The 12,155-nt window shown below is 45.9% G+C and carries 10 protein-coding genes; 4 read left to right on the top strand and 6 right to left on the bottom strand.

Annotated features, from left to right (window positions below):
- The first annotated feature begins 83 nt into the window (after positions 1–83).
- Positions 84–434 carry a helix-turn-helix domain-containing protein gene (locus tag MKY23_RS14350; protein WP_154959093.1) on the top strand — a complete coding sequence of 117 codons (351 nt, stop codon included), beginning with the start codon at positions 84–86 and terminating at the stop codon, positions 432–434.
- A gap of 93 nt (positions 435–527) precedes the next feature.
- Here the strand turns inward: MKY23_RS14350 and MKY23_RS14345 are convergent, their stop codons facing one another.
- The 5 genes from MKY23_RS14345 to codB all read right to left on the bottom strand — a co-directional run bounded on the left by MKY23_RS14345 (position 528) and on the right by codB (position 6,171).
- Positions 528–1,553: a hypothetical protein gene (locus tag MKY23_RS14345; protein WP_339839083.1), complete on the bottom strand. Its 1,026-nt coding sequence runs from the start codon at positions 1,551–1,553 to the stop codon at positions 528–530.
- Positions 1,550–2,044, bottom strand: a complete 495-nt coding sequence (locus MKY23_RS14340; RefSeq protein ID WP_090916020.1) for a sigma-70 family RNA polymerase sigma factor — start codon at positions 2,042–2,044, stop codon at positions 1,550–1,552. Before MKY23_RS14340 ends, MKY23_RS14345 begins: the two co-directional genes overlap by 4 nt.
- Positions 2,045–2,251: 207 nt before the next feature.
- Positions 2,252–3,316 (bottom strand): polysaccharide deacetylase family protein, encoded by a 1,065-nt coding sequence (locus MKY23_RS14335; protein WP_154889021.1) that lies wholly within the window; start codon positions 3,314–3,316, stop codon positions 2,252–2,254.
- 334 nt (positions 3,317–3,650) lie between these two features.
- Positions 3,651–4,925 carry a cytosine deaminase gene (locus tag MKY23_RS14330; protein WP_154985332.1) on the bottom strand — a complete coding sequence of 425 codons (1,275 nt, stop codon included), beginning with the start codon at positions 4,923–4,925 and terminating at the stop codon, positions 3,651–3,653.
- The gene (gene codB, locus MKY23_RS14325; protein WP_339839074.1) at positions 4,894–6,171 is read right to left on the bottom strand and encodes a cytosine permease; all 1,278 of its coding nucleotides are present in this window, start codon (positions 6,169–6,171) and stop codon (positions 4,894–4,896) included. The genes MKY23_RS14330 and codB overlap by 32 nt, the downstream gene beginning before the upstream one ends.
- Positions 6,172–6,632: 461 nt before the next feature.
- On the opposite strand from codB, the gene MKY23_RS14320 reads away from it, so the two are divergent.
- On the top strand, positions 6,633–8,054 hold the full coding sequence (locus MKY23_RS14320) for an N-acetylmuramoyl-L-alanine amidase family protein (protein WP_339839070.1): 1,422 nt from the start codon (positions 6,633–6,635) through the stop codon (positions 8,052–8,054).
- A 48-nt stretch (positions 8,055–8,102) separates the two neighbouring features.
- Positions 8,103–8,672 (top strand): GerMN domain-containing protein, encoded by a 570-nt coding sequence (locus tag MKY23_RS14315; RefSeq protein WP_339839067.1) that lies wholly within the window; start codon positions 8,103–8,105, stop codon positions 8,670–8,672.
- Positions 8,673–8,849: 177 nt separating this feature from the next.
- Here MKY23_RS14315 and MKY23_RS14310 read toward each other — a convergent pair whose 3' ends face one another.
- Positions 8,850–11,114: a glycoside hydrolase family 3 N-terminal domain-containing protein gene (locus MKY23_RS14310; RefSeq protein WP_339839064.1), complete on the bottom strand. Its 2,265-nt coding sequence runs from the start codon at positions 11,112–11,114 to the stop codon at positions 8,850–8,852.
- A gap of 166 nt (positions 11,115–11,280) precedes the next feature.
- On the opposite strand from MKY23_RS14310, the gene MKY23_RS14305 reads away from it, so the two are divergent.
- Positions 11,281–12,048, top strand: coding sequence for a sulfite exporter TauE/SafE family protein (locus MKY23_RS14305; protein ID WP_154985326.1), 768 nt, complete (start codon positions 11,281–11,283; stop codon positions 12,046–12,048).
- Positions 12,049–12,155 lie beyond the last annotated feature (107 nt).

Below are 12,155 nucleotides of genomic sequence, written 5' to 3'. Positions count from 1 at the left end.
AACAAGTACGATTCTTTTTCTGACTAAGTATCAAAAAGTATACTAATGGACCGGAACAACAACTTTGGCTTGGAGGTTTTTGTGTGAAGTATGATTTTAATTTTGAGCAACTCTGTCCGGCTACTTATGCATTTCAAGTGATTGGTGGCAAGTGGAATCTGCCAATTCTGGCGATTCTAAGTGAAGATGACGCTATTCGATATAACGAATTAAAAAGAAGGCTGCCGGGCATCACACCAACGATGTTAACCAATTGTTTGAAAGATTTGATTCAATACGGAATCGTGCATCGGGAGCAATATAACGAAATTCCGCCAAGAGTCGAATATTCACTCACACTATCTGGCAAAGAACTCGTTCCTTTAATTGAATCGATGGTGTTATGGGGTCAAAGAAATATGAATGCAGGCACGGGGAAAACCGAGACAGTATAAGCTGAATTTCTCTTTCTGACAATTCATGTATTATAAAGGGCACCCGGCTAGGGCTGCCCTCATCAAATTTAGAGATGAATTTTGATAATCCTTTTATTTACTCAAACTGTTCCATAATTGCTGAAATACCCCCTGCTCTACTTCAAAAAATACAGGTACATGACCGTAACGCACCATGCCTTCCTCACCGAACAACACAAGCTGAACCTTTGTTTTATCTTTCAGGGTCAAATAAATCATTTTGCGATCTTCTTTGCCATAGAGACGTTCTTCCAGTTCAGAACTTGTTGCAACTGGTGTTGCTTTGTACAATGCTTCAATAAAACGGTTCAGTGACTCGTCTGCCGGAAGCTGCTGTAGCTGCCCCAGCCCATTATTCCAGCTATCAAAGCTCTCCCACTGCGCTGCAGTCACATGACCCTCGATGTTAAGCTTGCCAATTAGATCGGTGCCGCTGCTAATCGACATACCATTGGTTTTATCGAACAATTGGGCGTAAACTTGTCCGTCTATTTCCGTATAAGACATAATCCGAAAATCAGAATCGTATCCGTTCACGGTGTAAATATCTGCTGTACCAATCGTCGAGGCCAGATCCTTGTAGTCATCCTTACCACTTAGCTCATGGATGCCACCAGTCGTTTTGCCCAGTTTCTCACCTCGTAGCGCCAAGGCATCTGCAGCATCCACCGTTGTCGCAGATTCGGTGTAGACGTTACCATGATAAACAACTAATCCGATCATACTTGCTTTAACATTCTTATCATCACTGGGTAACTCAATCTTCGGAATCTCGACGGGAACAATATTTGAGTTTTCAGTTTTGATCGCAGTCTCTCCTTTGGTAACCTTTCCTTGGTTAACCTCTCCATTATTTAACGCAGTCTCTTTTGCAGGTGCAGTCGTTCCACCCCATTGCTGCCAGACGGTTGGTGCTGCAAGTCCGATACTGGCGGCGACAACAATGCTTGCTGCGACGATGTACAACGATTTACGAGGACGTTTCGTGGGTTGACGCTGGACATTCACGTTCTGTTCGATTCTTTTTTTCATCTGGTCATCTGGTTTCATCTGATCCACCGCTTTCTTATATCGTTGTTTGAATTGTTGTTCGTTCATGGTTGTTCCTCCCCCTCAAGCTCCAGTTTTAATAGTTGTCTCCCCCGTTGTAATCTCATCTTCACAGCTGATTCACTAATCTCTAAAATTTGGCTAATATCCCGGATGCCATAGTCTTCGTAATAATAGAGATGAACTACCGATCTATATTTCACGGGCAGAGACAACACCAGTTCAATCAAAGCCTGATCTTCAGGATTATCCATCATGACGGGTTCCACGGTTCCCAGCTTGACTTCCCGTTTACGCCAGCCTTTACGGAGCAGGGATTTGCAATGATTGGTAATTACTCGGATCAACCATGCTTTTTGATGTTCCGCATCGTTGAACGCAGGCGCTTTTTCCATCCATTTAATGAACGTATCCTGAGTGGCTTCTTCCGCGTCTTCCCGCCTGCCGAGGTGAACCATTGCAATCCGGAACAGCGTATCCGCGTATGTATCATAGATGTTCGTGACTTCATCACTTGGTTGGGATATGGTTTGCTGCATGGTTGTTGTGCCCTCCTTTATACCCTAAACACTCTTACGGACGACATTTGGTCACATTTTGTTTTCACTTTTTTTATCTCCGCTTGCAAAATACGCAAAAAAGGCTATTTCGCTGACAACACACTACCAAGTGCGTGTCATTGAAATAGCCCATTCATATTAACATTAACGGTAAAGTGCCCCGCTTTAAACGGGTTGATTCACAAACTAACTTATTTCCAAATAATCGAGATATGCGTCCCATGTACCGTCATCTGCTGTTACGATCAGCTCAATCACCTGATTTCCGGTGCCATGACTGATATTATTCAGCGTATACACTGCGGGACTGCTGCCTCCAAAATAAAATGTACCTTTCGTCTGCCCGCCAATCTTTAGATCCACTCTGGCCATATTGGCATTATTCGACGCACCTCGCAATGCGAATGAATGCGTCCCGCTTGAGAAGTTATGCGTCGTCCGCACGGCGTCATTATTCGCATACAAGACAACACCGTTGAACGGAGAGCTGATATTGCCAGTATACTGTCCACTCTTGGTCATATTTTCTGTTTCGATTCTTACCGTCGTTGCGGGTGGATTGTTGGTTGCCCCATCCGGTGCAACAGCTCGTCCGGTGGATGGAGAGATCATACCGGCACACAGGCCTCGGTTTTTCAGATTTTGAGCAATTTGAGGAATAGCCTGAAGTGTTGTCTGGTACTGATCATGCATCAGAATAACATCTCCACTTGCCATACGATTCACCGCAGCTACTATCTGGGAGGCACTCGCCCCATTCCAATCCTGTGAATCGACATTCCACAACACTTCTCTCAAACCGTTCTGGCTAATGACCGATTTCACCGTTGCGTTGGTAGCACCATAGGGGGGTCTGAAGAGTGAAGGCGATGAACCAGTAATGGAACGAATGGTCTGCTGTGTACGTGTAATCTCAGATGCCATCTGAGAAGTATTCAGCTTCGTCATATCCGCATGTGTATAGGAATGGTTGGCAATCCACATGCCGGCGGATACCTGCGCACGAACCAAAGCTTGATTGTTTTGCGAGTTTTGTCCGGTATTAAACATGGTAGCGCGCAGACCCGACTGTTTCAGTGCATTAAGTATATTGTTGGTATTGTTGGAAGGGCCGTCATCAAAAGTCAGACCTACATAACCGTTAGGACAACGGGCATCGGCCGCAGTCGCAGAAGGCAGTGGCGGAATAGCGAATAACGAACCTAAAAGGGCAACAGACATGGCAGCTTTAATGAGCTTGGATTTAAACATGAATACACCTCCAGTTAATTGGTTAACATCATATTCTTTATGATTCAATCGAAATGGCTTACTGCCGTACTTCGCTCTGCCTCCTCTCTTAACCAAAATCACCTTCCGATAAAAGCGCTTACATAGATGAATAGATTAAACTCTATCATTATGATGTTTCTAGCACTTCGCCCGGGTTGAATCTAGTATAAACGATGATTATATTGAAGTAAATTCAAATTATTACAATATATCCTATTTATTTTTCGATCCCAAAAAGAAAATCCTTGATACAGAGTCAACACCACCTAGAACATAGAGGGTTTAAACCTGTATCAAGGAGATAACTTTCACACTATTTATTAAAGGTAACCTTTTCTACGCTTCCATCCAGAATAATGGATGTATCACGCGGTTTTGTTTCCGCAATTTTACGTCCTTCTCTGAAGGAGTACAGAACCGCTGCCTGTTTGCGCACCGCTTCGTATTCATTCTCTGCTTCCATAATAATGAAGTTTGCTGGCTTGCCTTCTTCAATACCGTAACGATCTTCAATGTGCAGTGTTTTGGCACTATTTTTCGTAATCAGATCGATGGAATTAACAATCTGGTCGTAACCCAGCAACTGTGAAGCGTGAATACCCATGTGAAGCACTTGCATCATATTGCCCGTACCGAGCGGATACCATGGATCGAAGATATCATCATGGCCGAAGCAGACGTTCAAGCCCGCTTCCTGCAGCTCCTTCACTCGTGTCAGCCCTCTTCTCTTCGGATACGTGTCAAAGCGTCCTTGCAGGTGAATGTTCACCAGCGGATTGGATACAAAGTTCAGATTGGCCATCTTGAGCAGCCGGAACAGCTTGTACGTGTATGCATCGTTGTATGACCCCATTGCAGTGGTGTGACTTGCTGTAGTACGTGAGCCTAGCCCTCGTTCATACGCTTCCTTGGCAACAACTTCAATGAAACGGGATTGCTCATCATCAATTTCATCACAGTGAATATCAATGAGACGGTCGTATTTTTCAGCCAGGTCAAAAGCAACTCTCATGGAATCAACGCCATACTCACGTGTAAACTCAAAGTGCGGAATGCCGCCGACAACGTCCACACCCATTTTAAGTGATTCTTCCAGCAGCTCCACACCGTTTGGATAAGAGTGAATGCCTTCCTGCGGGAAAGCAACCAATTGAATATCGATGTACGGTGCCAATTCTTCCTTCACTTCAAGCATCGCTTTAACGGCGATCAGGCTTGGATCTGTCACATCCACATGTGTTCTCACATGCTGAATGCCTTGCGCCATCTGCCATTTCAAAGCTGTTTTGGAACGTGTTTTCACGTCCTCATGGGTCAGAAATGCTTTTCGCTCCGACCAGCGCTGGATACCTTCGAACAACGTACCACTCAGATTCCACTCCGGCTCCCCTGCTGTCAGCGTTGTATCCAGGTGAATATGTGGTTCAATGAATGGTGGCAACACCAGTGCTCCGCCTGCATCCAGCGTCTCTTCATTTGTACCCGAAGCTGGCTGTGGATCTTGTGTAATCTGCTCAAACTTCCCGTCTCTGACGACGATATTCCAGAGGCCTTCTTTACCCCGCAATTTTGCGTTCTGTATAATCATGTGTTTTCCCCTTTTCTTTGGATGATGTCATGGACACGATAGCCATGAGGATTACATACGCTACGGCTGTACCGATAAGCGCATTAAGCGGTGTTACACCGGGAGCCAGTTGCGCAAATGCTACACCTATAGCCCATGCAACCATAGCAACCCAGTTTACTTTTTTGAAATTCATGTCGGCAAATGGTGCATACGATGTGCGTTTTACAATGAAGTAGTCCGCAATGATGATTGCTCCAATCGAGGGAATTGCTGCGCCGAGCACATTCAGGAAACCCACGAAGTTGTTGTACATCCACATCGCAAATACGGTCCCGATGATCCCGTTAACGATAACAAAGAATTTTTTCGATATTTTCGTAATGTTGGCAAAACCAAGACCCGAAGCATATAAAGCATTGTCGTTGGTTGTCCAGATATTGAGGCCCAGTACGATAATTGCTGGAATAAGTAACCCTTGCAGGAACATAACTTCTGATATGTCAGCCAGATTGTACGCCATTGCGCCGACAGCCCCGAACAAGAACATGAGTGAGTTACCGAGGAAAAATGCAATCACCGTCGCCGTAACCGCCTGCCGCGACGTCCGGGAGAAACGTGCAAAGTCTGGCGTGAGCGTCCCGCCGCTTATGAAAGAACCGATACAGATGGTGAGCGCTGCGGCCGCGGTAAGCGTCTGTGTTGGCGTGTAATCCAGCAACCCTTGTAGCCCGCCCAGCGAGCCAGCTCCCTCAAACATGGAGTACCCTCCGAGAATCGCTATGGCAGGTACTGCAATATAACCAAGAATAACAAGAGACTTCATACCGAAGATCGCGGATGCGGTCATCGCCAGACCAAATACAACGATAAGCAGGTATACGTTCCAGTCCATCGCTTTGGCAACCGGAATGGCAAACATCGCTACCCCAACCCCGAACCATCCAACCTGTGTAAAACCGAGCAAGAACGAAGGCAGATAAGATCCTTTTTCACCAAACGAATATTTCGCCAGCAAATGGGTGGACAATCCTGTTTTGGCAGCGATATGCGCCAGCGCCCCGGTGTAGATGCCAAGCACCAGATTACCCGCCAGCACGATCGCCATAAATTCCATAAAGGTGAGGCTGACACCAAGTGTCCCACCAGCCAGCATACTAGCCGAGAAAAACGTGAATCCAAGCATGACGGATAACGTCTTCCAGAAATGATTGCGCTGTGCCTTCGGCACCTCTTGCCATGAAAACTCTTGATCTTGTTTGCTCATCAGAAACCCTCCAGTTAAAAGTGTTCTGATACCATAAAAAAAGCAGAAAAAGAGGCTACTTGTCACGCTTATACGCTGACAAGTAGCCTCTTTATGCATCATAATCCGCGCGAAGACACAGAACATTCCTGTGCAGGAAATGCTCTGATTCTCGCGTGATTACAAAATCCGCTGCCCTTGCCAGCCTCTCTGGACTGAATTAAAGGTACCAGTATTCAATTACATTCTATTATTTTGGAAAACTGGTTGACTGTCAATGTCATTTTCATCCAAATTCATTAATATTCGCATCGCGAGAAGCCGGTATTTAACTCATAATTCCTGTCGTAGCTTGGTCTCCACGTCTTCCCTTGCTACGTCAAAATAGGATGTAATTTATTAAAAAAGAATGAAGCACGTAGCAGGAACAATTCGCATAAATGTAGAATATTGTCACAAGCATAATTAAATTGAGGTGTGAAATGAGAAAATTCGTAAGTGTACTCTTGTTCAGTTTATTTTTTCTGATTGTCCTGCCCAATGTGGGACAAGCTGCCCCGCAAACTAAAATTATATTGGACGGTCAGGAGCTTGTGTTGCCGTCAGATGTCGAAGTTGTCAATGTAAACAACAATGTCATGATTCCCATTCGTGTTGTTGCTGAGAATTTGAAATTCAACGTGAAATGGGATCAGAAGAGTCAGAATGTGAGCATTGAACAAAATGCCAAGATCCTGTCTCTCAACGTAGGCAAGAAAGAAGCTAGGGTTCAGAATGAAAAAGTAACTCTGAACACGGCACCGAAATTAATCAAAAATACGGTCGTTGTTCCCCTTCGTTTTGTTAGTGAAGAGATGGGACTGTCCGTAAGCTGGAATAACAAAGAAAAAATTGTTGGCCTGACAAGCACTGAAGTTCCTCCTGTTGCTGAGCCATCCCCTGCACCCACTGTTCCAGGCGTAGGAAATAACATCGTATGGGGCAAAGTTAATGATCTCAGCTTTGCTAATCAGCAGCTTGTTGTATCTGTTGACAAAGAGGTTACGCCACAGATCACCAGACTATCCAATCCTGATCGTATCGTGGTTGATCTGCCGAATACCACCTTTGGAGATATCGGGTCAACATTACAGCAGGGCACGATGGGTAAGCTTGATGTTAGCGGTATTGAGAATGTAACAGAAGTTCGATATGCCCTTTTCAAAAATGATCCGGCTCAAGTTAGAGTTGTTATTGAGTTGAATAATTTGAGCGACGTGCAGGTCAGTTCTCAATATGTCAGTGGCAAACTAATTCTTGACTTAGCGCTTACACCTACGATCGGCGTTCCAATCAGCCCCGTTGGAAATGAAGGTGGCAAAAAAATCGTTGTCATTGATCCCGGGCATGGTGGCAAAGACCCAGGCACCATCGGCATCTCCAACACACAAGAAAAAGATTTCACGTTGCCGCTAGCTCTCAAAGTTCAAGCTCTTCTAATTCAGGAGCCGGATATTGAAGTTGTAATGACACGTGACACAGACGTTTACCCTACCCGCCCAGAGCGGGTGCAGCTGGCTAACACGTTAAACGCGGATGTGTTTGTATCCATCCATGGAAACAGCGTGAAAGCCTCACCACAGACCACAGGCACCGAGACGTACTATTACAAACGAAGCAGCAGTAAAGAACTGGCAGATATCGTACACAGACATCTCATAGAAGCGTTAGGCTTTAAGGATCGCAAGGTTAAGAACGGCAATTTGGAAGTGCTTCGCAATACAACGATGCCCGCTGTACTGCTTGAAATTGGATTTCTAAGCAATCTCGTTGAAGAACAAGCAATGCTTTCCGACAGTGTTCAGAATAAAGCAGCTCAGGCTATCGTGGATGGAATCAAGGAGTTTTTACACCAATCGCAATGAACAGTGAATGTAATTGAGAACTGAATGTGAAGATAAGGATGTGCTTTGATGAAAAAAAAGACAAATATTATGCTCCTGCTCTATCTTACGGCTGTATTGCTCATCCTTGCCGGTTGCGGCAATAAACCGGCTACAGACCCTGGGAATGCGGAGCCTGCACCTAATACGACTCCATCTAACGGCTCTTCCCCCTCTGCACCAGATGCCGAGAAAAAAGAATCACAGGAAATTGAAGTGGGTTATGTGGACTCGGAACTCACGCAAGTCAAAACCAAAAAAGCTCAAATTGAATTTTCAAACAATAACGAGAAATATACACAAGCGTTTGATGAGATGCAGCGCTCGGATGACCCGGAGTATATCTCGTTGTGGAGTGACATCGGGCTGGAATCACTTGAGTTTCACGAAGCCGACGGCGTACTTACGTTAAATATTCATATTCCCGACGAAGCCAGACTCGGTTCTGGCGGCGAACTTCTTTTCCTGGATACGTTGAAACAAACCATGTTTCAGTTTAAAGACATCCAAAGCATTCAGCTTCTGGTAGATGGAAAACAAAGCGAGAGCCTGATGGGGCATGTGGAATTGGAGAATCCCATCGTTCGTGGTACGGAATAATTGGATCATGCCTGGTAAATGGCGTCTACGAGAGCAAAGATATGAATAAGGCAACGCGTGGATAACTTCAGCGATTGCCACACTGTAAAGCGTAAAAAACCTTGCTACCTGATTCTATTCAGGGGCAAGGTTTTTCGACGATGAAACTTGATCTTTTCTAATGTGATCCGATTCGGTTTATTCGCCGGACTGTCCGGAATCGATTGGAAGTTTGCCTTTTGCCTCAAGTTTTCCTAGCAGTACCTTGATAACAGCAAGCGTGTTGGGCTCCTGTTTACCATACACAGCAAGGGCTGAACGTACATTGTGCAAATGAAGCATCTCATAGGGATTGCCAAGAGACAGCAACGTATAACGGACTTGGCGTTGGTTCAGTTCGTTGATGAATAACTGCATCTCTTCCCAACGAAACTGACTTGCTACGTTGCGGAATTGATACGAAGCCATAAGAACATAGTCGGCCTTGTTTACGGTCTGGAGCACCGTTTTCATATTATTCGAATTCAAAACAACCGTCACCGTTTCAATGGAAGCATTACCAGCGGTTTGCTTGAGTTGCTTTTGCAACTGCTCAGCCTGATCGGCATCAGAAGCCACGATGACGACTCGATCACTGGCTCGAATTGTCTCTACGCTCTTGCCATCCGCTCCAGCCAAAACCGTAACTGCGCGCTCCGCAATGCTACGCTCCACCTGAAGGTGAGCATCAGATCCGATGATGCTTTTCAACTTATTTAACTTTTGTGTCAGAGATGGACCAGACTCAAACAGATGATATTTCGATTTCACCGTCAAAATACGTTTTACCGCCTCATGCACCCGTTCTTTAGAAAGTGTTCCGTTATTCACAGCTTGAATGAGTGCCTGATGAGCATTGGACACATCTTGTGGCATGAGTATGATGTCTACACCCGCGTCAGCGGCACGCCTAACGGCTTCCGTTTCACCAAAATGCTCACTAATCCCCTTCATCGTGAAAGCATCGGAAATAATCAGACCTTTATACTGCAACTCTTCACGAAGCAAGCCGGTTAACACCTTACGAGATAGTGTAGCTGGAAGCGGAACCGGTGTACCGTCCTTGCGTGAGGTTACTTGCTCGTTATCTATCGCCGGAAAGGCAATATGTGCCGTCATTATCATATCGACACCTTCCTTAATTGCCGCCTTAAACGGTTTTAACTCCACCGCGTCCAGTCGCTCACGTCCATGTGTAAGCACAGGCAATCCCAGGTGAGAGTCAACGGATGTATCCCCATGCCCTGGAAAATGCTTCACGCCTGCAACAACATCCGACTGATGAAGTCCCTTGATCATGGCTAGGCCGAGCCGGGTTACCAGCTCCGCATTCGAGCTAAAGGATCGCATACCGATAATGGGATTGTCCGGATTGCTATTCACATCAAGCACAGGCGCAAAATTAACCTGAACACCAAGCGCTTTTAACTCTTCTCCAGTCAGTCGTCCGGCTGCTTCTGCCAGTGCAGGATCACCCGTTGCGCCTAGCGCCATCTGTCCAGGGAGATTGGTGCCGCCAGGAATACGACGAATCACCCCTCCTTCCTGATCGATGCCAATAAATAGCGGGATATCGCCAGTCTGGTTTTGGATTTGATGCGTAAACGTTGTAACTTGCTGTGCATCCACGATATTTTTTTCAAAAAGGATAAGTCCGCCCACATGCTGATCTTGAAGGTTAAGTTTCAATCCCTCGTTTACAGTCGTTGTCGCTTTGCCGTTCCATTGTCTGATATCGGGCATAAGCATCTGACCTACCTGCTCGCTAACGGTCATATACGAAATGAGCTTGTCCCAATCCTTCGCCTGAATCGCCGATTCACGTTCAAATTGAATGACACGTGCCATGAATACGGCATATTCCGCTCGTGTCACCGTCCGATCCGGTTGATACGTCCCATCGGGATAACCTCCAACGAGTCCGTTTGAACTCATAATCTGGATCGGTGCCGCCCCCCAATGTTTCTCCGTATCGGTCCACTTAGCGATCAAAGTCCCTTGTTGAAGCGGATATGCGCGCGTCAAAAAAGCTGCTGTTTCGGCCCGACTAATCGGTATATTCGGTCGAAAGGAGCCATCTGGAAATCCACCAGCCAGCCCATGTTGCTCAGCGATGGCAATCTCACGGTAAAAAGGATGGGTTATCGGCACATCTGTATATTTCAGCTTTTCCACGGGTTGTTCAAGCTGATCCGCATAAAGTTCACGCACCAAGAAGGTAACGGCCTGTCCTCGGGTTACGGATGTCTGTGGCTGGAACTTGCCATTGCCATAACCTGCGACTGTGCCCCTTTTGGCCATATACTGAATACCATCCTTGGCCCATTGCGTATGCTGGAGGTCGACAAAGGTGGTTTCTGCGTTGGCACTCCCCGCCCAGATCAACATAGAACCGAACGCTGCCGCCGCAATGGTTTTATACATTAAACGCAATTCATTTCACTCCCTGTTTAATTCAATAGTTCATGAAGGGTTAGACGCGAACCCCCCGCTTTTGTTGCTCATGCATGATATAATCGAATTCATATTACTATTCGTCAAGAAAACGTCTGACATGGTTTTCGGGGGAATAAGAGTTTGGAGACATCTTATGTTAATGGTAAATATAGTGCTTGTTATGTTTTTGCTAGGTCTTCTTCTTGGTTTTGTTGGCGCAGGAGGTTCCGGTTTCATTATCTCGATCCTGACGGTTGCATTCGGATATCCTATTCATGTTGCTCTCGGGACGGCGCTTGCTGCGATGTTTTTCTCCTCGCTCTCGGGTTCAATCAGTCATTACCGGGAAGGTAATGCAATGCTCAAAACCGGTGTGATCGTTGGTCTGGCCGGTGCAACAGGAGCCTGGGTAAGCTCAGGATGGTCATCCTATATTCCTGAGGATCGGCTTGGTATGCTGACTTCTTTTATGCTTTTTGCATCAGGACTTGCGCTGTGGCTTCGCTTGATTCTTGTTTCGCGGCGCCCTGCTGGTTCTGAAATACAGACTGTCATACTCGGAAAAGGTCTGCGTTACTGGGTATATTCGTTATTGATTGGGGTAGTTACAGGTATGTTATCCGGACTGTTCGGTATTGGCTCCACGCCCTTTATCCAATTAGGACTTATGCTGTTGTTGAATATGCCTATGAGATATGCCGCTGGAACAACGATGTTGGTCATCATTCCCATAGCTTTGGCTGGCGGAGCCGGATATATGAGGATCGGTTATCTGGACTTGCAGTTGCTATTGCTGGTTGTAATCGGCACGATGTCCGGTTCATACGTTGGAGCGAAATTTACGAAACGTGTGCCTGCACTATGGCTGAAAGTGAGTATGGTCGTGACTCCGATGATTGGAGCAACTATATTATGGCTGTGACTTTCTTGAAGCGTTCTGTGTAAGGCGTGCTAGATGTAACGAAGAAGTTCATTGTTCAATTAAAAAAGGATGTCCCCTAACTAAAATGTACCCTATAAGATGGACAC

The sequence above is a fragment of the Paenibacillus sp. FSL R7-0272 genome, assembly GCF_037969905.1.
Classification (GTDB): Bacteria; Bacillota; Bacilli; order Paenibacillales; family Paenibacillaceae; genus Paenibacillus; species Paenibacillus polysaccharolyticus.
This window is presented reverse-complemented; position numbering and strand designations above follow the sequence as displayed.

Coding starts and splice junctions, on each gene's coding strand:
- MKY23_RS14335 (WP_154889021.1), bottom strand. CDS start 3,316: ATGTTTAAATCCAAGCTCATTAAAGCTGCCATGTCTGTTGCCCTTTTA.
- MKY23_RS14320 (WP_339839070.1), top strand. CDS start 6,633: ATGAGAAAATTCGTAAGTGTACTCTTGTTCAGTTTATTTTTTCTGATT.
- MKY23_RS14315 (WP_339839067.1), top strand. CDS start 8,103: ATGAAAAAAAAGACAAATATTATGCTCCTGCTCTATCTTACGGCTGTA.
- codB (WP_339839074.1), bottom strand. CDS start 6,171: ATGAGCAAACAAGATCAAGAGTTTTCATGGCAAGAGGTGCCGAAGGCA.
- MKY23_RS14340 (WP_090916020.1), bottom strand. CDS start 2,044: ATGCAGCAAACCATATCCCAACCAAGTGATGAAGTCACGAACATCTAT.
- MKY23_RS14305 (WP_154985326.1), top strand. CDS start 11,281: ATGTTAATGGTAAATATAGTGCTTGTTATGTTTTTGCTAGGTCTTCTT.
- MKY23_RS14345 (WP_339839083.1), bottom strand. CDS start 1,553: ATGAACGAACAACAATTCAAACAACGATATAAGAAAGCGGTGGATCAG.
- MKY23_RS14310 (WP_339839064.1), bottom strand. CDS start 11,114: ATGTATAAAACCATTGCGGCGGCAGCGTTCGGTTCTATGTTGATCTGG.
- MKY23_RS14330 (WP_154985332.1), bottom strand. CDS start 4,925: ATGATTATACAGAACGCAAAATTGCGGGGTAAAGAAGGCCTCTGGAAT.